Raw genomic sequence first — 20,625 nt, forward strand, 5'->3', positions numbered from 1 at the left:
GCGCGAGTGTCGGTGCCGGTGGCCGGCACCGCCGCGAGTGATCACGCCATCGTCGTCGATGCGGTGGAGAAATCCTTCGGCTCGGTGCACGCGCTGCGCGGCATCTCCTTCAGCGCACCGACCGGCAGCGTGCTCGGCGTGCTCGGACCCAACGGGGCGGGCAAGACCACCAGCGTCTCGATCCTGTCCACCCTGACCAAGCCGGACGCCGGACGTGCGTCCGTGGTCGGCTACGACGTGGTGAGCGAAGCGGCGCAGGTGCGGTCGTCGATCATGCTCACCGGCCAATACGCCGCACTCGACGAAATGCTCACCGGCCGCGAGAATCTCGTGCTGTTCGGACGCCTGATGGGTCTGCGTCGCAAGGCGGCCGCCGCGCGCGCCGAGGAACTGTTGGACCAGTTCGCATTGACCGAGGCGGCCGGTCGCAGGGTCGGCCAGTACTCCGGCGGTATGCGGCGGCGCATCGACATCGCGTGCGGTCTGGTCCGTCCGCCGCGGGTGGTGTTCCTCGACGAACCCACCACCGGCCTCGACCCGGTGAGCAGGCAGAGCCTGTGGGCGCTGGTGCGTTCGCTCAAGCAACAGGGCGTGACAATTCTGCTCACCACGCAGTATCTCGAAGAAGCGGATGCGCTGAGCGACAACATCATCGTGATCGACAAGGGCACGGTGATCGCGGAGGGCACCGCCGACCAGCTCAAGGCCGAGGCGGGGTCGAGCTACTGCGAGGTCGTTCCGGTCGACGCGGGTGATGTGCCCGCCGTGGTGACCGCGCTGGCCGGGCTCGGAGAGGTCGCGATCGCGCAGTCCCAGGACCGGGTGTCGCTGCCCGCTCCCGGCGGCGCGGCGACGCTTTCGGAGGCGCTGAACCGGATCAACGATGCCGGAATCGAATTGATCGATATCGCGCTGCGGCGTCCCTCGCTCGATGAGGTCTTCATCGAGCTGACCAAGCGTCCTAGCACGGAGATTCCGGCGTGACCACCGCGGAGCTGACGAAAGAGCCTGGTGTCCTGCGGGTTCCGCCGAGATTGCAGTGGAGTGCGCTGAGTGAACGCAATATTCGGGCGATGCTGCGCGAAGGCGACCTGATCCTGGTCTTCTCGGCACCGCTGGTGTTCTACCTGTGCTTCTACATTCCGTTGCGCAAGTCCATGGAGGCCGCAGGCATCGACTACGCGCAGTACCTGCTGCCGTTGCTCGCGGTGTACGGAATGTTCTTCACCTCGATGTTCGCCGGTGACCGTGCCGCGCGCGAGGTAGCGGGCGGCATGGCGACCCGGTTGCGGTCGATGCCGGTGCGGCCGTGGATTCCGGTGGCCGCGCGGATGTCGTCGAATCTGCTGCGCGCGGTGACCGCGTTGGCGGGTGCGTTGGTGATCGGAACGATCTTCGGCTTCCGTTTCCACGGCGTCGGTGCCGCACTCGTGTTCGTCGCGGTGGTGCTCGCTTTCGGTGCGGCGCTGGTGATCTGCACCGATGCGCTCGGCACCGTGACACGCAATACCCAGATCAGCTCGACGGTGCTGTTCGGGCCGCAGCTGCTGTTGATCATGACCTCCACGGGTTTGGTGGCCGCCGAGGGTTTTCCCGGTTGGATTCAGCCGTTCGTCCGCAACCAACCGGTGTCCCAATTGACCGATGCGTTGCGTGGCCTCGCCGACGGCCGATTCACCTCCGAACTCGGGGTGGCGGCGATCTGGATCGTGGCACTGCTCATCGTGGGAACCGCGCTGGCGGTGCGTGCGGAAGGACATCGACCATGAGTGCGGAAAGTGTTGGCCAGGTGAATGTTTCGGAATCCCGACCGCAGTACACCGGGACGCTGCTCGGCCACAGCCTGGTGGAGGCGGGGCGGCTGCTGCGCAGATGGTCGCGCCAACCCGAGGTGCTCACCAGTACGTTCGCGCTGCCGATCCTGTTGCTGTTGATGTTCGACCTCGTGCTCGCCAAATCGTTGAACATCAGCGGCGACAGCGACCCGCTCGACGGATTCGTGCCGATGATCGCGATGGCTGGCTCGATGTACGGCGCGATGGGCACGGGGGAGTCGTTGTTCGCCGAACGGCAGGGCGGTTTGCTGCGCCGATTCTGGGTGCTGCCGATCCACCGGTCGGCCGGACTGGTGGGTCGACTGCTCGCCGAGTGCGGGCGCACCCTCGTCGCCACCGTGCTGGTGCTGGTGATCGGACTCGTGCTCGGCATGCGATTCGAGCAGGGATTCGCCGGGGCACTCGGTGCCGTTGTGGTGCCGGTGATCCTCATCGTCGGTTTCACACCGCTGGTCATCACGGTCGGGGTGAGTGCGATCGGTGACAAGGTCGTGCAACTGTTCTCGATCGTCGTGTTGGTCGGCATGTTCTTCAACTCGGGATTCGTCCCGGTGCGCAACTACCCCGGCTGGTTGCAGCCGATCGTGCGCGGGCAGCCGATGAGCTGCGCGATCGAGGCCATGCGCGGATTCCTCGGCGGTGGGCCGATCGCTACGCCGCTGTTGCAGACCCTCGCGTGGGCGGTCGGGCTGGTCGTGGTGTTCGGCGCGCTCGCCGTCCGTGGCTACCGCAAGGCGGCGGAGAGCTGAACTACTGACGGGCTGCCCCGGTCATGGACGTGCGCGTTAACGACCCGAGCGTCGGCGACGACAGCCAAGTGACAGAACACGTTTCAGTGGCGAGTTGTGCTCGGTGCCGATCCGTGACGCATCGCCGACATCGGAGGAAAACCATGTTCGACCGCGCCAAGTTCGCCGCCCTCGCCGCCGTGACCCCGCTCGTCGCGGGTGCGTTGCTCGCCGCCGCCGGGCCTGCGCAGGCTATCGACGACCCGTTCGTCGACTGGACGCCGGTGGACCCCGCCGAGTACCAGGTGCCCGAACCCGAAAACGCGGGAAGCGTGTTCTTTCAGACGCCCTACGGTCAGTTCTGCGCGATTCGTTTCAACAACGGCCCCGTGGGTTGCGACGCGGTGGCCGCGGACGCGCCGGAGGGCACCAATCAGGTCCGCGCCACCATCACCGATCCCGCCCAGTTCGTGACCACGTCCCGGCCGAATTTCACGCACCCCGAGGCGAAATTGCTGCCGGAGGGACACAAGATCACGTTGGAGAACACCATCTGTGGCGTCGGCTTCCAAGGCACCGTCGACTGCCAGGTCGGTGAGCACGGATTCGTGCTGTCCGCGCAGTACAGCGTGCTGCACTGACCGAGTCGGCGCTCGCCGACCGACGCTGACGACGCCGACCCCCTCCGCTGCGGTGAAGGGTCGGCGTCGTTGTCAATCCGGGATATCTCACAGCACCGCACAGTCGCTCCCGTTTGATCGTTAGATCACCTAATTATATAGTTCGCGCAGGTAGAAACTGCGAGGGGTTGTTGTGACGAATTCCGAGGAACTCGATTCAGGTGACGTGCGGACCATCCGACGCAGGATGAGTTTCGACCGGGACCATCCGCACTACAAGTGGATCGTCCTGACCAACACCACGCTCGGTGTGCTGCTGAGCGCGATCAACTCGTCCATCGTGTTGATCTCGCTCCCGGCGATCTTCCGCGGCGTCGGACTCAACCCGTTGGAAGCGGGCAATGTCAGCTACCTGCTGTGGATCCTGATGGGATACCTGCTCGCCACCGCGGTGCTGGTCGTCATGTTCGGCCGCCTCGGTGACATCCTCGGCCGGGTCCGGGTCTACAACATGGGCTTCACGGTGTTCGCCGTCTCCGCGGTCGCGCTGTCGTTCGACCCGTGGGACGGCGGGCACGGCGCGATGTGGATCATCGTCTGGCGGGTGATCCAGGGCGTCGGCGGCGCGATGCTCATGGCCAACTCCTCGGCCATCCTCACCGACGCCTTCCCCGCCAAACAACGCGGCACCGCGCTGGGTATCAACATGGTCGCCGCGGTCGCCGGATCATTCCTCGGCCTGCTCATCGGCGGCGTACTCGCCGAATGGGACTGGCGCGCGGTGTTCTGGGTCAGCGTCCCGATCGCCGTCATCGGCGCGGTGTGGTCCTACCGTTCGCTGCACGAGGTCGGTATCCGCTCCGAAGGCACACTCGACTGGGCGGGCACGATCACCTTCGGCATCGGCCTGACCGCACTGCTCACCGGTATCACCTACGGCATTCAGCCCTACGGCGAAGCCGCCACCGGCTGGACCAACCCGTGGGTGCTCGGCGCCGTCCTCGGCGGGCTCGCGGTGCTCGGCGTGTTCTGTGTGATCGAGTCGAAGGTCGCCGACCCGATGTTCCACCTCGGCCTGTTCCGCGTCCGTGCCTTCGGATTCGGCAACTTCGCCAACCTGATGGCCTCCGTGGGGCGCGGTGGCATGCAATTCATGCTCATCATCTGGTTGCAGGGCATCTGGCTGCCGTTGCACGGGTTCACCTTCGAATCGACACCGCTGTGGTCGGCGATCTACATGCTTCCGCTCACCGTCGGATTCCTCGGTGCGGGACCACTCTCGGGCTGGCTGTCGGATCGCTACGGCCCACGCGCGTTCACCACCGGCGGCGCCCTGCTCGCGGCCGTGACCTTCGTTCTGTTGCTGCTGATCCCGGTCGACTTCAACTACTGGCTGTTCGCGCTGATCATCCTGCTCAATGGCGTCGGAAGCGGCCTGTTCGTCTCGCCGAACACCGCGGCCATCATGTCCAGCGTGCCCGCCGCGCAGCGCGGTGCGGCCTCCGGGATGCGCGGCACGTTGTTCAACGGTGGCAACGCGCTGTCGATGGGAATCTTCTTCTCGCTCATGGTCGTCGGCCTCGCCTCGACCATCCCGTCGGCGCTCGACTCCGGCCTGCGAGCGCAAGGTGTCTCGCCGAGCGCCGCCGCCCAGGTGGCCGATATGCCGCCGGTATCGAGCATGTTCGCGGCCTTCCTCGGCTTCAACCCGGTGCAGGAATTGCTCGGTCCCACAGGGGAACTCGCCAGACCAGGCGTCAACGCCGACACCCTCACCGGCCAAGAATTCTTCCCACATCTGCTTACCGGACCGTTCCACTCCGGCCTCGTCGTGGTGTTCCTCGCCGCGGCGGTGATGCTGGTGCTGGCCGCGATCGCCTCGTTCTTCGCGGGTAACGAGCGGGGTCAGGACGAGAAGGAAGAACTCCTCGCGGCCACGCAGCAGGAGAAGGACCCGGTTCCGGCACGCTGACCCGTCGGTCGAACAACCACGCCCGCCTGCTCCGGCCCAGGTCGGAGCAGGCGGGCGCGGTTGATCGTGCCGGATGTCGTTGTCCGCGGGATCGACCTACCGAGTCGGCGATCCCGCATATCTCCTCAGAACGAGACGCGTTGGTCGGCGGGCATGAAGAGTTGGTCGGTCTCTTGCACGCCGAAGGTGGTGTAGAACTCCTCCAGGTTGCGGACGACCTGATTGCAGCGGAATTCGGCGGGGGAGTGCGGATCTGAACTCAGGTAACGGACGGTGAGTTCGTCGGTCTGCTTCTGTCGCCAACTGCGGGCCCACGACAAGAACATTGTCTTGTAGTCCGGATTGTCCACACCATCGCGCTTCTGGGACTGGCGGAACGCCGCCAACGTGATCTGCAAACCGCGCAGGTCGGCCAGGTTCTCACCGACGGTGAGCTCGCCGTTCACATGCTGTTTGGGATCGAGGCCCTCCGGCACGAGTGCGTTGTATTGGTCGATCAGCTGCTTGGTCTTCGCGTCGAACGCCGCCCGGTCCTCCGGCGTCCACCAGTCCATGCGATTGCCGTCACCATCGTATTTCGAACCCTGATCGTCGAATCCGTGTCCGATCTCGTGGCCGAAGGTCGCGCCGACCGCGCCGAAGTTCACCGCGGGGGTCGCGTCCTTGTCGAAGAACGGCGCCTGGAGGTATCCGGCGGGGAACACGATCTGATTGGTGGTCGCCGAATAGTAGGCGTTCACCGTCTGCGGGGACATGCTCCATTCGCTGCGATCGACCTCTTCACCCAACCGTGCGAAAGCGCGCTTGCTCTCGAATTGATTGATGGCGAGCAAGGATTCGACCAATTTGCCCTTGGTGATCTCCAGCTTCGAATAGTCCACCCACTTGTCCGGGTAGCCGATCATCGGCTTGATCTTCTCCAGTTTGCCGATCGATGCCGACCTGGTCGGCGGCGACATCCAGCTGGAATTGGCGAAATTCTCCCGGTAGGCGTCGATCACATCATCGAGCATTTCCTTGGCGCGCTGCTTGGCCTCGGGCGGAAAGTGCTTGTCCACGTACAGTTTTCCGAGCTGCTCGCCCAACTTCTCGTCGACGATGCTCACGCCGTACTTCCAACGTTCCGGGCGCTCCTGCTGACCATTGAGCACCTTGCCGCTGAATTCGAAGTTCGCGTCGTTGATCGCCTTCGGCAGGTACGGCGCGAGCTCGCGCAGCACCGCGATCTTCAAATACTCACGCCACGTGGCGATATCGACCTCGGCCCACAGTTTGCCCGCCTCGGTGACGAAGGAAGGTTGAGCCACCACCATCTTGGCGAACAGTTTGCGCGGCCGATCGGTATTGCCCGCCAGCCATTCGTCCCAGTCGAATTCCGGTGCGAGCGCGACCGTTTCGTCCCAGGTCTTCAGATTGTAGGTGGCATCGCTGTCGCGGTTACGGACATTGTCCCAGTGCGCGGGGGCGATCCGCTTCTCCAGATCGAAGACGCGTTGGCCGACACCGGCGGGGTCGGGCAGCCCCGCGCCCTCGGCGAGTTGCCGCAGGAAGATTCGATACTTGTCGAGCACCTCGGCGTATTCGGGCTTGCGGTAGTACTGCTCCCCGAGCCCGAGTCCCGACTGGCTGACACCGGGCAGGTAGGCGTGCGAATCCTTTTGATCCACACTGATACTCATCCCGATCAGACCGGCGATCGGCAGCCGCGCCATCACCTTCGCCAATTCCGGCTTGGTCGCCGCGCCGTCGATGTCGGCGAACAAACCGGACAGTGGGCTCATCCCGAGCCGTTCGATCTCGTCCCAGTCCACCCGCGCGTCGTACAGATCGCGGATCTGCTGCGCGTAGCTGCCTGCCTCCGGGTCCTCGATGCCGTCGATGATCTCGCGCAACTGCTGCTGGGTGCGCTCGAACGCCTCGCTGGTCGAGCCGAACGACACCTTGTCCGGCGGCAGCTGGTACTCCCGCAGCCACGTGCCGTTGACATGTCGATACAGATCGTCCTGCGGCCGAACCGCCTCGTCCACCCCGCTGAGGTCGACGCCGACCAGCGTCTTGCTCGCCTGCGTGGTTTCTTCGGTCGAGCAGGAAACCAGCGCGGCAGCGGCAGGGACCGCCCCCAATGCGACCAGGAAGGCGCGGCGGCCCACAATGGTCGGACGACCAGTTGATGTCACGAGAATCCTCTCCCCGACGCGGCATGGCCGCGCGTGCGTGTTCGACAGCCATTGATCGAGACGAGGCTACCGGCGCGACGCGCGTACGGCCCGGATTCCTCCCGCGTGCGGCGAGGTTGTCGGTACCCCGGATTTGGGGTGACCTGGGAATTCCCATACACTGATCCGGTTGCCTGCGGGAGTTGTGCCCGCAATCCGGCAGTGAACCCCCAGTGGTCGGCTCCGCACGGAGACGAAAACCGCTGGAAGGCGCGCGTACGGAGGGCAGCTGGCCATGCCCGTCGGGTCGGAAATCCGGCGTGCGTATACGTCCAGGTCAAGGAGGACGCTGAAGTGATTCAGCAGGAGTCGCGGCTGCGCGTCGCCGACAACACGGGAGCGAAGGAAATCCTTTGCATCCGCGTTCTCGGTGGTTCGTCGCGCCGCTATGCCGGTGTCGGCGATGTCATCGTCGCCACCGTGAAGGAAGCCATCCCCGGCGGCAACGTCAAGCGGGGTGATGTGGTGAAGGCCGTGATCGTGCGCACCACCAAGGAGCGCCGTCGTCCGGACGGTTCCTACATCAAGTTCGACGAGAACGCTGCCGTGCTGATCAAGCCGGACAACGATCCTCGCGGCACGCGCATCTTCGGCCCGGTCGGGCGCGAACTGCGCGACAAGAAGTTCATGCGGATCGTCTCGCTGGCTCCGGAGGTGCTCTAACTCATGAAGGTGCACAAGGGCGACACCGTGCTCGTCATCTCGGGCAAGGACAAGGGCGCGAAGGGCAAGGTCATTCAGGCCTACCCGCAGCAGAGCCGGGTCCTGGTCGAGGGCGTCAACCGGATCAAGAAGCACGTCGCGAACTCCGCCAACGAGCGGGGCGCCTCCTCGGGCGGCATCGTGACCCAGGAAGCTCCCATCCACGTCTCCAACGTGATGGTCGTCGACTCCGACGGCAAGCCGACCCGCGTCGGCTACCGCACCGACGAGGAGACCAACAAGCGGGTCCGAATCTCCCGTAGCAACGGGAAGGACATCTGACTATGACCACGACGGAAAAAGTGCAGCCTCGGCTCAAGCAGCGCTACCGCGCCGAGATCAAGGACGCGCTCAACAGCGAGTTCAACTACGCCAACGTCATGCAGATCCCCGGCGTGGTGAAGGTTGTCGTGAACATGGGTGTCGGCGACGCCGCCCGTGACGCGAAGCTGATCAACGGTGCCGTGAACGACCTGGCCCTGATCACCGGTCAGAAGCCGGAGATCCGCAAGGCCACCAAGTCGATCGCGCAGTTCAAGCTCCGTGAAGGCATGCCGATCGGCGCCAAGGTCACCCTGCGCGGCGACCGCATGTGGGAGTTCCTCGATCGCCTGGTCTCCATCGCGCTTCCCCGTATCCGCGACTTCCGCGGCCTTTCGCCGAAGCAGTTCGACGGCAACGGCAACTACACGTTCGGTCTGAGCGAGCAGTCGATGTTCCACGAAATCGACATCGACTCCATCGACCGTCCGCGTGGTATGGATATCACCGTGGTGACCACCGCGACCAACAACGAAGAAGGCCGTGCCCTGCTCAAGCACCTCGGCTTCCCGTTCAAGGAGAACTGAGCACATGGCAAAGAAAGCACTGGTCAACAAGGCCAACGCCAAGCCGAAGTTCGCGGTCCGCGGCTACACCCGCTGCCAGCGCTGTGGCCGCCCGCACGCCGTCTACCGCAAGTTCGGCCTGTGCCGTGTCTGCCTGCGCGAGATGGCCCACCGCGGCGAGCTCCCCGGCGTGCACAAGAGCTCCTGGTGAGCTCGTCCTGACGTAGTTGGTTGCTGCGTCAGGACCCCCATAGCAACGAACAGAGACCCGAGCCGAGGCTCGGGTCTCTGTTCTGCGTAGACGACGCCTCAGCCAGCGTGACGTTCGAGGTACTCAGAGACAGCGCGGCGGATGACCTCACTCTGGGGTGCATCCTCGCGCACGGCCTGATCGGCCAAGCGCTGGCTTAGCGTGTCCGGTAGACGTACGGAATAACCTGGCGTTTTACCTTTTCGGATTCCGGCTGGACGGCCTTTGCGGAGGACGGTCATGCCAACTTCCACCGGACCGACGACCTCTGTGCCGCGGACCGGATTGGCTGCGTAATCATCTGACATACGCTCGTAGTCGGCGACAGTCAGCCGTGTTCGAGGCGCCTCTTTTTTCCTGCTCATAGCCCTTTTCTCCTTTCCGGTCGTTGTCGGACGATATTGTCGAGGTCCAGCTCGTTCACCACAAGCTCCAAACCCATCTCGAGTCTTAGGTTCTGAATCGTTGCTGGCCGCAGCATCATGGCATGGAACGCGATCCATTTGTCAGGGTCGGCAAGGTCGGCGATGACTTCGATCAGCGGCTCGTCCTCGTCGTAGCTTCCGATGAAAAGGTACGGGTCAGAGCCTTCTTGGCGTGGTGCTATCCGTATGCGGAATACCGGGTACGACAGAACCGCACGGATCTCGTCGTCTGTGACGCCGTGTCGTCTGGTGCACTCCAGGATGGCAATCTGCACGGATAAAGTGTATTACAGTTCTGAGGGTCTGTCGTTGTCTTCGATCGGTCCAACTGCGCGCGACGGTAGTGCGCGCGAGAAAGCTCCTGGTGAGCTCGCCCTGGCACAGACGTTTCGCGTCAGGACCCCCATAGCAACGAACAGAGACCCGAGCCGAGGCTCGGGTCTCTGTTCTGCTTTGACGATGTGTCCGGCTCAGTTGCCATGCCGTTGACCGGATCGGTCGGGTAGTTGTGCCCGCCTGAATTGAATCGGGTGGCCCTGTACTGGCGGTTTGCCACCCCATGCGTGGTTGCCTGCGTGGGCCTGGCGAACAGTCTTTCGTCGCTGCCGGGACGCCGCACGCAGCGGTGCTGACCGGGTAGTAGCGGAACGCCGGGCTGTGCGGCGACGCGATGCGGGACGCTTTGCCGATGGTCGTTTCTTCGACGAGTGCTTCGTGGTCGAGTGCTTCGTCGTGGAGCGTCGGCGCAGCAGCCACCAGGCGCCCACCGCGGAGAGCGCGACGGCGGCGATCGGAGCGGGATTGCTACGGATGGCCGTCAGGATCCGCTTGCCGCCCTCCTCGGTGCGGTCGCGAGCCATGGCTGTCGCCGCGGCGGTCTTTTCGCCGGTCTCGGCCGCCTTGTCGCGCACCGTCTCCGCCGTGTCGTGCAGGGTTTCCTGTGCTCGCGCTTTGACGTCGGCCTTCTCCGCGAGCGCGGCGATGGTCTGTCCGAGTTCATCCCTGGTCAGATCACGATCCGCACGCAGTAGTTCTTCCTCGGTCGCTCTGCCGGGTGCGTTGACATCTACCCGGCGGCGGCCATTGTTGTCCGTCATGGATTCCTCCCGCCCTTGACGCTCGCTATATCGGTTTTGACTCCTTCGACCGCTTCGCGCGGGACCGGAGGTAACGACTTCCGAATCTTGCTGCCACCGAACAGTGCCAACAGTCCGCCGACGAGCAACAGCGCGGCGGCGACGATCAGCGCCGCAGCCCAGTTCGGCAACACCACCGCCAGCCCAAGTACGGCGGCGACGACGAGTACCGCCAGGCCGAAGAACGCGAACAGGCCGCCGACGCCGGTCAGTCCAGCGCCGAGCCCGATCGCCTTCGCTTTTCGTTGCAGGTCCAAGCGTGCGAGCTGGATTTCGTCCCTGATCAGTCGGCTCGTCTGGTTGGTCGTATCGCTGACCAGCTCGGATACGGACCGATTGTCGGTCCGATGTCCGGATTGTGTAGCTCCATATTGTGTAGCTGTCATGGCCCTACCTCCCATCGGTCGGTCGCATACCCGCCAATATCGTGGACAAACAGCTGCCCAGCGTTCTTGCCTTCCGTTTGTGACCTGCGCCGGTTATGCCGCACCGCTGTGCGGCGTGAGCGTGGCGCGCCGCATCGCTGACCACGCGTATGTTCGTGGCGCTGATGCAGCACGACGCACAAGCGCGTCGGATGGTGACCGACGTGCTGCCCGAAGTGTTCCCCTGGGTGAAATTCCTGTCGCGCGAAGAGGTTCAGGAATTCGTGCTCGATTTGGTGGGGACGCTCCGTGCGGCTGACTCGCTCGGTAATCCAGAATCCAGCGCCGGTGGTCCAGGTGGTGGAAAGTTGGCGGCACACCGCCGAGGTGCTCGCCGACCCAGATCTGGCTGCGATACTCGCTTCGGACACGGGTGAAGATCACGGCCCCGCATCTGCGCCGGACTTTCCATGAGTCCGAAACGCGGCGACCGAGTGGCGCCACCCGCCGAGGCCGACGGGTGGGAGCCAAAGACGGACTTGCGCGGTATTACGTGCGTTCGAAGTGGAATGGGCAGTGGGTGCCGCCGTAGCCGATGGTGGTGGTGCGGGAGAACCGGAAGCCGTGGGTGTCGGGGTCGATGGCGTCGATCCAGTTCGTGTCGAATTCGCACATGATGGGGGCCAGTTCGGGAACTGAATGTGCCACCAGCACATCGTGATAGAAGCAGCTGGTTACGTTGAGGTGGTAGCGACTGTTGTCGTCGATCGGGCGGTCGAAGGTGAAGCCGGAGCCAAAGTCGTTCTGTTCGCGGTCTTTTGATGCGGCGACCATGGTCGCGAACGGGTCCTCGGCTTCGTCGAGCGTTCGGAGGATGTGTTCGCGCACGAAGTCGTTCAATGGTTCTACGAAGGCAGCGCGCAGTGCCGCGATGGCGGCGGCTCGGCCCAGTTTCGGCAGGATCGCGCGGTAGCCGACGACCACGGCGAGCGTGACTCGCAGGTTGGATCGCGCGGGCTCGTCCACGATGCGGTCGGCGTTCACCTTTTCCAGCTGCTCCAGTCGCGTGCGCATCGCGACGGTGAAGTCGTGTGGGAGGCCGTGGAGGTTCGCGGCGAGGTGTTCGAAGATCCCGTCGACGACGGCGTCCATCCCGTTGTCGGGTCGGATCGCGGAACCATCTGCGGCGGAATCGAATTGGCCGGTGGTCATCTGCTGTCCTTTCGAGACGCGGTCCGGTCTCGAGATACAGCTGTGCCCGTGCGTTGTGGGCGGCGCGTGCTCGAAACCGAACGAGCACATCAGCACGCTCCACCGACCTACCTGGCGCTGACGATTGAATTGTTACCTACGCTCGTGGGATGCCATCACCGTCTGCGATCTGGCAACCGTGTTCGGGTGTGGTCGAGGCCCGCCCCGGGTGCGTAGCGGAGTCGACCAGAACGCTCACCCTGCTTTCCGGGGCATGGTTTTCGAGGGCTGCCGGTTGGAGCATGCGCGCCAATAAAATCTCTCGTGGCTCTCCGGCCACAGTCGCTCGAAAGGGAACAACAATGCGTACGAAGCTTCGGCTCAGCCTGCTTGCTGGTGCAGTTCTGTTGGCGCCGTTGGCCACTGCGATCCCGGCCTCTGCGGCCGGTCTGCCGCTGCAGGCCGCCGAACAGAACGAACAGGTGGCAAGCCCGGGCTGCCCGGGCGGTGCACCGCACCTGAGCTGCCTGCTGGAATCGCTGTCCGCCGGCGGATCCAACGGGTAATGCCCCCGACATCAACGGTGCCCCCGGACGAACCGAAAGGGTTCGTCCGGGGGCACCGTGCTCTTCGCCGACTCCGCGCTACCGACGAGGAATCGCGAACGTGCCGGAACTACCGGAAGCGTCCTGGCGAGCCGGTCCGAGTGCGGCTGCCTCGTGAACCCGTCGCGCCGATACTCCCAGCAGTGAACAGCGCCACCGCTGCGCCGACAACCATTCGAGGTAGATTCCTTCGCGTAAGAAGCCTTGTGCGACAACACTATACGAGGGCCCGTCGCGGATCTTCGCGTTGCGTGCGGCCCTGTCGGGTATCCGGATAGCGCTGCGTTCCGCGTTCGCCGCCGGGGCCGCGGGATGTGAGGATGCGGATGGATGCGGATCTGGACAGGATCCTGCGCGGCAGCAACCACGCCGAGACGGCCGCTGGCCACGTACACGATGCGCGCGGTCGGTTGGGGTCGATCGAGTTGGCGGCGGACATGTTCGGGCTCACCGCGGGTGCCACGAGTGCCCACGGCATCATGTCGCGAGCTCATGAACGGTATGCCCGTGAGCTGGATGGTCATCATCGCAGTGTGACGTGGATCCGAGAGAACACCTCGGGCACCGCGGTCGGCCTCGACCTCGGGGACGTAGACGGCGCGGCTTCGGTCCGTCGTACGCAACCGCCGATGTGACCACACCGAAGTTGCTCGTTCTGTTGATCGGGGAGCTCACCGAGGGCGCGGGCGGGGACCCGTGGGAGTTGCAGGAACAACTGTTGGCAGGCAAGCCATTTCAGATCAGTGAGCTGGCCGAGGCCTTCCACGACAGTGGCTCGCATGTCGGGCGGGCCGATCACGCATTCGATACGGCGCGCAAACATTTCCAGAACGCATACACCTCCGGCGATCACACCGACGTGATCGACGACTCGAAAATCGTGAAGGACGCGAAAGCGGTACTGAACAATTCCTCGTCGGCATTGCGCCAGGTCGGTGTCGATCTGCAGGAGATCGCCGCCGCACTCGCCGATGCGCAGAACAAGGTCCAGGATCCGATCGATCTGCTCAACAATTCGCTGCTGGGATTGGAGTCGGAGTACCGGAAGTTCCCGTGGTCGCCGCGGAATATCAGCCAGTCGGCACCGAATATTCCTTTGGAGAAAATGAAGGAGGCGGCGACCGCCGTGGTCGGTGCGACCCACCGGCTGATCGCGGACATCATCGCCGACTACGAAGCGGTTCTCGATGCCAGGATGAACTCGCTCGATGCCACCGGCTATATACCGCCGATCGGGCTCGACGACGGCATCGCGGACTCCGATCCCCGTGCGGTGCACCGGTGGTGGCAGTCGCTCACCCCGCTCGAACGGGAGATGCTGATCGCTGAATATCCCGAGGTGATCGGCAATCTCAACGGTGTGCCGGTCGCCGATCGCAGTAGCGCCAACATAATGGTCATGAACGCCGACATCAGTAGGTTCGAGAAGCTCGCGAAAGCGAAGGGCGTTTCGATAGATGAGATACTGGAAGACCCTGGGAAATACGGTTTGACCGAGGACGACCTGTCCCGGTATCACAATGCGAGCAATATCCGTGCGGGGTTGAAAGCCTACGGCGGGCGCACCGAAGAGGGCGCGTATGGGCCGAATGTGCCCACCTATCTGTACGTGTACGAGCCACTCGCGTTCGGTGGAAAGGGCAGGGCCGCAATCGCGATCGGTAATCCGGACACCGCGCCGAATACCGCGGTCCTCGTGCCAGGAGCCAGCCAAAGCGTGCGTGCCAGCGACGACTCCGACGGCGGCTGGTTCGCGACCCAGAGCGAGCAGGCGATGAACCTGTACACCGAGTCGAACAACGCCGATCCGGACAACCCGACCGCGGTGGTCGCGTGGATGGGTTACGACTCGCCGGTCGACGGCTTGGCCGCCGTGGCGAAGGGCGACCCGCAGACCGCGCGCGAGGGCGGGGAGTACCTGGCGCGCGACGTCGACGGCCTGTGGTCCACGCACCAAGGCCCGTCACATGTGACGACCGTTGGCTATTCGGCCGGTGCCATCGTCGCCTCCGATGCCGCTGCGACAAGTCATCTGCACACCAACGACGTGGTGCTGCTGGGCCCTGTCAGCACCGACCAGGCCCACAACGCGGCCGACTATCACCTCGACAACGGCGAGGTCTACGTTGGCAACGCCTCCAACGATCTGAACGCGCGGGGCGGCCATACCTACCTGAACCTGCTCGGATACGCGCGCGGCGAAGGCGGGCAGGTGGACCCGACCGACGAGGATTTCGGTGCGACTCGTATCAAAGCCGAGACGCCGCCGAGCTATTCCTCACCGCTTTACTACAGCGTCGACGCTCACCTGCACTACTTCACCAAGGGCAGCGAATCGCTGTACGCGACAAGCGAGGTCACCTCTGGAAACGCCGATAGGCTCGTCGAAGCCGACATGGTGGAGCACCCTTTCGACGAGCCGTCCGATGATGCCGAGGACAACCACTTTCACTGACCGGAGTCGATGTTCAGCGATGTGCGGTACGTACCAGGGGTGTAGCCGAAGGCTCGGCGGAAGACGTCGATGAAAGTACTCGTGGACGACCAGCCGCAGCGGTGCGCGACGGCGGTGACGGGGAGGTCGTCGGCGAGCAGGCGCAGGGCGTGGTAGAGGCGTAACTGGGTGCGCCACTGCGGGAATGACATGCCGAGGTCGGTGTGGAAGAGACGGCTGAGGGTGCGTTCGCCCGCGCCGGTGGCGGCGCCGAGCTGGGCGAGGGTGCGGGGGTCGGCGCAGTTGTGGTGGAGCAGTTCGCAGACGGCTTTCAGGCGTGGCTCGGTGGGGGTGGGGAGTTGGATGGGTTGTTGGGGGGAGATGCGCAGTTGGTCGAGCAGGACCGCGCGCAGGCGCTGACGTTCGGGGGTTTCGGCGGTGGGTTCGGTGGTCATCGTCAGGATCAGTTCGCGCAGTAGGGGATTGACGGTGATAACCGCGGGGGTGTCGAGGCCGAGCGGATTTGTGCGGGAAGGAAGGCCGAGTAGGCGCAGCTCCAGGCGGCCGTACGCGCGGTGGGCGTGTACCGAACCTGCGGGCACCCAGATCGCTCGACTGCCGGGGGTGAACCAGGTGCCCGCCTCGGTGGTGACGGCCACGACGCCGGAGTCCGCGTAGATGATCTGGTGATCGTCGTGGCGGTGCGCGGTGATGCGCTCGCCGGGAGCCAAGACGCGCGAACGGGTCGGCGCCTCGGGCATGTGGCGGATAATCGACATAGATTGTCAGAATATCGGAAGCGGGCCAGTTTCCGCGTCGTGATGATGAGGAAGTGGCACCCGATCAGAAGACTCGCCTCGGCCCGATCACACTGCTGTCACTCGGACACGCGTGCGTTGACGTGTATCAGGGCACGGTCGCGGCATTGGTGCCGTTCTTCGTCGCCGAACGTGCTTACACTCTCGCCGCGGCGTCCGGCATCGTTCTTGCGGCATCGTTGCTTTCATCGGTGGTGCAGCCGTTGTTCGGGATACTCGCCGACCGGTGGGTGATGCCATGGCTGCTGCCGATCAGCACGGTGATCGGCGGTGTCGGTCTCGGATCGGCGGGGGTGAGCGACTCGTATGTGTTCACCGTGACGGTGGTCGCGGTGTCCGGAATCGGTGTTGCCGCTTACCATCCCGCCGCTGCTCGGGTGGCACGCGCGGCGGCCGGGGGTAGTCATACCGCGATGGGATGGTTCTCCCTCGGCGGCAATGTCGGCTTCGCCACCGCACCGCTACTCGTCGCGGCGGTGATCGCTACCGGAGGATTGCGCGCGTCGCCGTGGTTGGTGGTGCCCGCATTAGTCGGTGCGGTGCTGTGTGTGGTCGCGTTGCGTCGGATCGACACGACACCGGTCACGAAAGCGGCCGATCATGCTGTCGCGCGGGATGATTGGCGCTCCTTCAGTAAACTTTCCGGTGCGATCGTCTGCCGCTCGATCGTATTCGTCGGCCTCAGCGCGTTCATCTCGCTCTACGCGCGCGAACGGCTCGGCGGTGGCGACGCGGCGGGGACGCTGGCGTTGTTCGTGCTCTATGTAGGCGGCGCGTTCGGCACGGTGGCCGGTGGTGCGTTGGCCGGGCGATTCGGTCGATTGCGCGTCGTCCGCGCGGCCTACCTCCTCACGATCCCCGCCGTCGCCGGAATCGTCTTCGTGCCGGGCCCGCTGCTCTACGTGTTCGTCGCCTGCGCCTCGGCGGGCCTCTATGTGCCGTTCTCCCTACACATCACCCTCGGCCAGGATTATCTACCCCGCCGTATCGGCACTTCCAGCGGCATCACCCTCGGTCTTACGGTCAGCATCGGCGGCGTAGCCAGCCCCTTCCTCGGGACACTCGCCGACGCCACCTCCCTACAGACCGCCCTCATCCCGCTGATCGCGATCCCCGCGCTCGGCTGGTTTCTGCTGCGAACCTTGGTGGAGCCCGGTGTTGCTCCGAGCGCGGAGGAATCCTCCGCGCTCGAGCGTCCACTCGCCGATCCTGATCGCATCGACACCTCTGGTCGGTGATCAGCCCTCATGAACCCAACCGACGGCCGCATCCAAGTCGGGTAAGCGTGTCCTACTTCTGGCTGGCAGCGATACGAATGCGCTGGCGCTCACGGGTGTTCGATTCGACCGGCTCGGCCCCAGTACGGTTCATCGTGGTGGGCATCGGAATGATCTGCCCTCGTTCGTACGCAGCACGGTCTATTGCGATATTGGGATCGGCGAGATACTCACGGAGGTCTCGGGTGTGCGTTCGCGGCGGGGCGAGGCGTTCGCAGGGCCCGAGGATTCCTGTGAGTCGGCGAACGCGCTATCAGCAGGACGAGTCCTGGCAATCTTCGTGGTAATGCCATTCGTCGGGGGTGTCGGAATTGGGGACGGCGGCGCCGATCGCCGCGCCGAGGGCCCCGCCGCCGAAGGCGCCGATCGCGATCCCGGCGACCAGGGTGATCGGCAGGAACAGCAGACCGGTGGCGATGCCGATCACGGCGCCGACCAGCCCGCCCGCGATACCGCCGACTACCGCACCACCCGCAAACCCGGACTGCATGCTGCGTTCCCGCGGTGTGCTCTGGTACCAGGTTCCGGTGTCGTGCGCGATCGCCTTCGCGACGAGTTTCGTGCCGTCGGCATCGGTACTCGGTGCCAGCGTGAGTGTTCGGTCGCCGAACGAGACTTGACGCGGCATGCTCGCCAGCAGTGTGCCGTCGGCCGCGGTGACGTCGATCGTGTGCTCGGTGAGGGCGAAGGTGCCCCCGTCGATCGCGGCGGTAAGGGTGTCTGCGTCATGGTTCACGACGTAGGCGGCGCCGTGATCGACGCCGCGCACAGCGGTCGCGGCATCGATCGACACCGCCGCGGGGGATGCCGTGGTGGTGGCGGCGGTGACACCGAGTGCGGCGATGGCGAGCAGCGCGGGTGCGGCGAGTTTCTGGATACGCATGGCGAGTGGGACCTCTGCTTCTGATGGCTGCATGAATATGCCTGTGGCATAGGCATTTCTGGTGCTCGGACGTACACGACAACCGGCAGTTGATCGTGCGGCGGGTCGCAAAACTGGTCAAGCGACCTGTCCCCAGTGCTGGCCAATTTTTCTGCCGCGCGAATTATTCGGCGGTGGGGCCGAGCCGAAGGTGATGGCGGCGCGAATCTCTGGTGATCCGCCCTCGACTCGGGTGCGACCGAGGTGTTCGAAGGGCGGTGCCAATGGCCATGCGGATGGAGGGTTCCGAATAGTGAGAGCACGTCGATTGATACGAATGGCTGCGGCGCGCGGGGTGTTCGCGGGTGTGCTCGCGGCGGTGAGTCTGGTGGGTGTCGGCAACGCGGCGCATGCCGATCCCGCGACGGCGGGGGTTGTCTCGGTGCGGGACGTTGGCGACCGACAGCAGGTGGTGGAGGTGTTCTCGCCCGCCATGAACCGGCCGATACCGGTGCAGGTCATCCGGGCGGCAGGGGGTTCGCGGCCGACGCTGTACCTGCTCAACGGGTCGGGCGGTGGCCCGAACGAGAGTGGATGGGACGTGCAGACCGACGCGGTGGACTTCCTGCGCGGCAAGGACGTCAATGTCGTGACACCGTACGGCGGCAGCAACTCCTATTACACCGACTGGGTGCGTGAAGACGCCGTACTCGGTTTCAACAAGTGGCAGACATTCCTGAACGAGGAGCTGCCGCCGGTGATCGAAAGTTTCTTGGGCGCCAACGGGAATCGCACGCTGGCTGGCGTGTCGATGAGCGGTACCTCTGTGCTGAACCTGGCGATCGCCAAGCCCGGCTTCTGGAACGGCGTCGCCTCCTACAGTGGCTGCGCGCAGACCTCGGACCCGATCGGGCACGAGTACGTCCGGCTCACCGTCGAGAACTGGGGTGGCGGGCAGAGTGTGGAGAACATGTGGGGTCCTGCGGACAGTCCGTTGTGGCGGGCCAACGACCCGCTGGTCAATGCGGATCGACTGCGCGGAACCGCGATCTACCTGAGTTCCGGCAGCGGTATCCCCGCCGCGCCGCACGACACTCCGTTGGATCGGCGCGTGCAGGAGGGTCGGATCCCGCTGCCTGTGCAACTCGCGTTCGGCGGGCCGATCGAGGCGGCTATCCACCACTGCACTGTGAACCTGACGAATCGACTGAATGAGCTGAACATCCCGGTCACGTTCGACGACCGTCCGGTCGGCACACACTCCTGGGGTTACTGGGAGGACGACCTGCGTAGCTCATGGCCGTTCCTCGCCCAGACAATCGGTGCGTGATCTGCGCTGATGGCTGCAAGTGCATGCCTACCTCGGTAATCCGCCGAGGGAGGGGGTGATTCCTCGACGGGGTCCTCACGAGGGGCCCCGTCGAAGATGAACCGCAGTCCGGAATTCGAGGCCGCACACCGTCAACTCCGCACACCGGGTCGGTCACGGTCCCCGAATAGGCCCGCACAGTTCGCGGCGGCGAGTTGGTCGATCGGTGCGTGCGCTGCGTTGATTCCGCAAGGGATGGGCGGCGTTCCGCGGTAGCTCACTGGTGTGGCGTCGACCAGAGCTCGTCGAACTCGGTCGGTGAGTTCAGAATTCGAGTTCCGACCACGGGATATGGATCGGGAAGGGGAACTCGATGTCGATGGCGTCGGAGTCCTTCGGTGACCATTTGCCGACCAGGAGATAGTTGGCGAGGTGTAGGGGGTGGACACCTGGGGGGAGTTCGCCGGGGAGGGATTGCAATGCGAAAGCTTCGACCGTGGCGATCGCGCTGACTTCGCGTTCCAGCTTGACTTCCCAGTACCAGGGGATGCCTGCCTTGGCGTAGCGGGCTTTCTTCGCTTCCATATCGTTCTGCGAGTTCGAAGGGGAAAGGACTTCACCAGCCATGATGACATCGTTGGCTCTGACATCTTGGTATGGCTCCGGCAAGCATCTGTGGATCAGGAAGTCAGGGGTCACGAAGTCGGATTTTCCAGATGCGCCGAAGAAAATATTGGTTTCGGTGTGTACTCGCCAACATTGCTCTGGGTCCACGCCCATGGACTCTCGAGCGCACCGCCGGAGGCCACTCCAGAGGAGATTCGTGAACTCCTGATGCTCCGCGGGCCCTCGCCGTAGCCACACGACGTGCCCGTCCCACAGTTCGATCTGCCCTGCGACTTCTTCAGGCAACTGCGCGAGTTCCTCCCAGGTCATGCGCTCGGGGAGGTCCGGTCGTGGGACACGTGCGCTCGTCATGTGCCAATGGTAACGCCGATTGCCGGGATTCCGGCTGGTCAGACGCACATCTTGTGGATAACCGAGAAGCTTGTG

Annotated in this window: 22 protein-coding genes; 13 read left to right on the forward strand and 9 right to left on the reverse strand. The window is 64.5% G+C overall.

Annotated elements, in window-relative coordinates; genetic code table 11:
* Nucleotides 1-18: 18 nt before the first annotated feature.
* The 5 genes from ABEA50_RS27570 to ABEA50_RS27590 all read left to right on the forward strand — a co-directional run bounded on the left by ABEA50_RS27570 (nt 19) and on the right by ABEA50_RS27590 (nt 5,155).
* Complete coding sequence (locus ABEA50_RS27570) at nt 19-984, forward strand: ATP-binding cassette domain-containing protein (protein ID WP_345499204.1); 966 nt, start codon at nt 19-21, stop codon at nt 982-984.
* Nucleotides 981-1,769, forward strand: coding sequence for an ABC transporter permease (locus ABEA50_RS27575; RefSeq protein ID WP_345499125.1), 789 nt, complete (start codon nt 981-983; stop codon nt 1,767-1,769). Before ABEA50_RS27570 ends, ABEA50_RS27575 begins: the two co-directional genes overlap by 4 nt.
* Nucleotides 1,766-2,584, forward strand: a complete 819-nt coding sequence (locus tag ABEA50_RS27580; protein ID WP_345499126.1) for an ABC transporter permease — start codon at nt 1,766-1,768, stop codon at nt 2,582-2,584. The genes ABEA50_RS27575 and ABEA50_RS27580 overlap by 4 nt, the downstream gene beginning before the upstream one ends.
* 143 nt (nt 2,585-2,727) lie before the next feature.
* Nucleotides 2,728-3,204 (forward strand): hypothetical protein, encoded by a 477-nt coding sequence (locus ABEA50_RS27585; RefSeq protein ID WP_345499127.1) that lies wholly within the window; start codon nt 2,728-2,730, stop codon nt 3,202-3,204.
* Nucleotides 3,205-3,430: 226 nt separating this feature from the next.
* Nucleotides 3,431-5,155, forward strand: a complete 1,725-nt coding sequence (locus ABEA50_RS27590) for an MFS transporter (protein WP_345499205.1) — start codon at nt 3,431-3,433, stop codon at nt 5,153-5,155.
* Nucleotides 5,156-5,280: 125 nt separating this feature from the next.
* On the opposite strand, the gene ABEA50_RS27595 is transcribed toward ABEA50_RS27590, so the two are convergent.
* Entirely contained in the window at nt 5,281-7,332 is a 2,052-nt protein-coding gene (locus ABEA50_RS27595; RefSeq protein WP_345499128.1) for a M13 family metallopeptidase, read from the reverse strand.
* Nucleotides 7,333-7,665: 333 nt separating this feature from the next.
* On the opposite strand from ABEA50_RS27595, the gene rplN reads away from it, so the two are divergent.
* Genes rplN through ABEA50_RS27615 form a run of 4 tightly spaced genes read left to right on the forward strand, consistent with a single transcriptional unit; the run spans nt 7,666 to nt 9,111 of the window.
* Nucleotides 7,666-8,034, forward strand: coding sequence for a 50S ribosomal protein L14 (rplN, locus tag ABEA50_RS27600; protein ID WP_345499206.1), 369 nt, complete (start codon nt 7,666-7,668; stop codon nt 8,032-8,034).
* Nucleotides 8,035-8,037: 3 nt separating this feature from the next.
* Nucleotides 8,038-8,355 (forward strand): 50S ribosomal protein L24, encoded by a 318-nt coding sequence (gene rplX, locus ABEA50_RS27605; protein WP_345499129.1) that lies wholly within the window; start codon nt 8,038-8,040, stop codon nt 8,353-8,355.
* 2 nt (nt 8,356-8,357) lie between these two features.
* Entirely contained in the window at nt 8,358-8,921 is a 564-nt protein-coding gene (gene rplE, locus ABEA50_RS27610; RefSeq protein ID WP_345499130.1) for a 50S ribosomal protein L5, read from the forward strand.
* A gap of 4 nt (nt 8,922-8,925) precedes the next feature.
* Entirely contained in the window at nt 8,926-9,111 is a 186-nt protein-coding gene (locus ABEA50_RS27615) for a type Z 30S ribosomal protein S14 (RefSeq protein ID WP_153338789.1), read from the forward strand.
* Between the two features lie 98 nt (nt 9,112-9,209).
* Here ABEA50_RS27615 and ABEA50_RS27620 read toward each other — a convergent pair whose 3' ends face one another.
* The 5 genes from ABEA50_RS27620 to ABEA50_RS27640 all read right to left on the reverse strand — a co-directional run bounded on the left by ABEA50_RS27620 (nt 9,210) and on the right by ABEA50_RS27640 (nt 12,288).
* Nucleotides 9,210-9,515: a ribbon-helix-helix protein, CopG family gene (locus tag ABEA50_RS27620; protein WP_345499134.1), complete on the reverse strand. Its 306-nt coding sequence runs from the start codon at nt 9,513-9,515 to the stop codon at nt 9,210-9,212.
* Nucleotides 9,512-9,850 carry a hypothetical protein gene (locus ABEA50_RS27625; protein WP_345499136.1) on the reverse strand — a complete coding sequence of 113 codons (339 nt, stop codon included), beginning with the start codon at nt 9,848-9,850 and terminating at the stop codon, nt 9,512-9,514. Before ABEA50_RS27625 ends, ABEA50_RS27620 begins: the two co-directional genes overlap by 4 nt.
* A gap of 195 nt (nt 9,851-10,045) precedes the next feature.
* Nucleotides 10,046-10,672, reverse strand: a complete 627-nt coding sequence (locus ABEA50_RS27630; RefSeq protein WP_345499137.1) for a DUF3618 domain-containing protein — start codon at nt 10,670-10,672, stop codon at nt 10,046-10,048.
* Entirely contained in the window at nt 10,669-11,097 is a 429-nt protein-coding gene (locus tag ABEA50_RS27635) for a phage holin family protein (RefSeq protein WP_345499138.1), read from the reverse strand. The genes ABEA50_RS27630 and ABEA50_RS27635 overlap by 4 nt, the downstream gene beginning before the upstream one ends.
* A 528-nt stretch (nt 11,098-11,625) precedes the next feature.
* Nucleotides 11,626-12,288 carry an L-2-amino-thiazoline-4-carboxylic acid hydrolase gene (locus ABEA50_RS27640; RefSeq protein WP_345499140.1) on the reverse strand — a complete coding sequence of 221 codons (663 nt, stop codon included), beginning with the start codon at nt 12,286-12,288 and terminating at the stop codon, nt 11,626-11,628.
* Between the two features lie 910 nt (nt 12,289-13,198).
* Here ABEA50_RS27640 and ABEA50_RS27645 point away from each other — a divergent pair.
* A complete protein-coding gene (locus ABEA50_RS27645; RefSeq protein ID WP_345499142.1) occupies nt 13,199-13,507 on the forward strand; it encodes a DUF2563 family protein in 309 nt (102 codons plus the stop codon).
* Nucleotides 13,504-15,327: a putative alpha/beta hydrolase gene (locus ABEA50_RS27650; RefSeq protein ID WP_345499143.1), complete on the forward strand. Its 1,824-nt coding sequence runs from the start codon at nt 13,504-13,506 to the stop codon at nt 15,325-15,327. Before ABEA50_RS27645 ends, ABEA50_RS27650 begins: the two co-directional genes overlap by 4 nt.
* Here the strand turns inward: ABEA50_RS27650 and ABEA50_RS27655 are convergent.
* Nucleotides 15,321-16,085: a helix-turn-helix transcriptional regulator gene (locus ABEA50_RS27655; RefSeq protein WP_345499145.1), complete on the reverse strand. Its 765-nt coding sequence runs from the start codon at nt 16,083-16,085 to the stop codon at nt 15,321-15,323. The genes ABEA50_RS27650 and ABEA50_RS27655 overlap by 7 nt on opposite strands.
* Nucleotides 16,086-16,138: 53 nt before the next feature.
* On the opposite strand from ABEA50_RS27655, the gene ABEA50_RS27660 reads away from it, so the two are divergent.
* Nucleotides 16,139-17,362: an MFS transporter gene (locus ABEA50_RS27660; RefSeq protein ID WP_345499147.1), complete on the forward strand. Its 1,224-nt coding sequence runs from the start codon at nt 16,139-16,141 to the stop codon at nt 17,360-17,362.
* A 292-nt stretch (nt 17,363-17,654) separates the two neighbouring features.
* On the opposite strand, the gene ABEA50_RS27665 is transcribed toward ABEA50_RS27660, so the two are convergent.
* On the reverse strand, nt 17,655-18,284 hold the full coding sequence (locus ABEA50_RS27665; protein ID WP_345499148.1) for a hypothetical protein: 630 nt from the start codon (nt 18,282-18,284) through the stop codon (nt 17,655-17,657).
* A 316-nt stretch (nt 18,285-18,600) separates the two neighbouring features.
* On the opposite strand from ABEA50_RS27665, the gene ABEA50_RS27670 reads away from it, so the two are divergent.
* Nucleotides 18,601-19,593, forward strand: coding sequence for an alpha/beta hydrolase (locus ABEA50_RS27670; protein ID WP_345499150.1), 993 nt, complete (start codon nt 18,601-18,603; stop codon nt 19,591-19,593).
* A gap of 303 nt (nt 19,594-19,896) precedes the next feature.
* On the opposite strand, the gene ABEA50_RS27675 is transcribed toward ABEA50_RS27670, so the two are convergent.
* Nucleotides 19,897-20,550 (reverse strand): Uma2 family endonuclease, encoded by a 654-nt coding sequence (locus ABEA50_RS27675; protein WP_345499152.1) that lies wholly within the window; start codon nt 20,548-20,550, stop codon nt 19,897-19,899.
* Nucleotides 20,551-20,625: the final 75 nt, after the last annotated feature.

This window comes from Nocardia callitridis (genome assembly GCF_039543305.1).
In the GTDB taxonomy this organism is placed as follows: Bacteria; Actinomycetota; Actinomycetes; order Mycobacteriales; family Mycobacteriaceae; genus Nocardia; species Nocardia callitridis.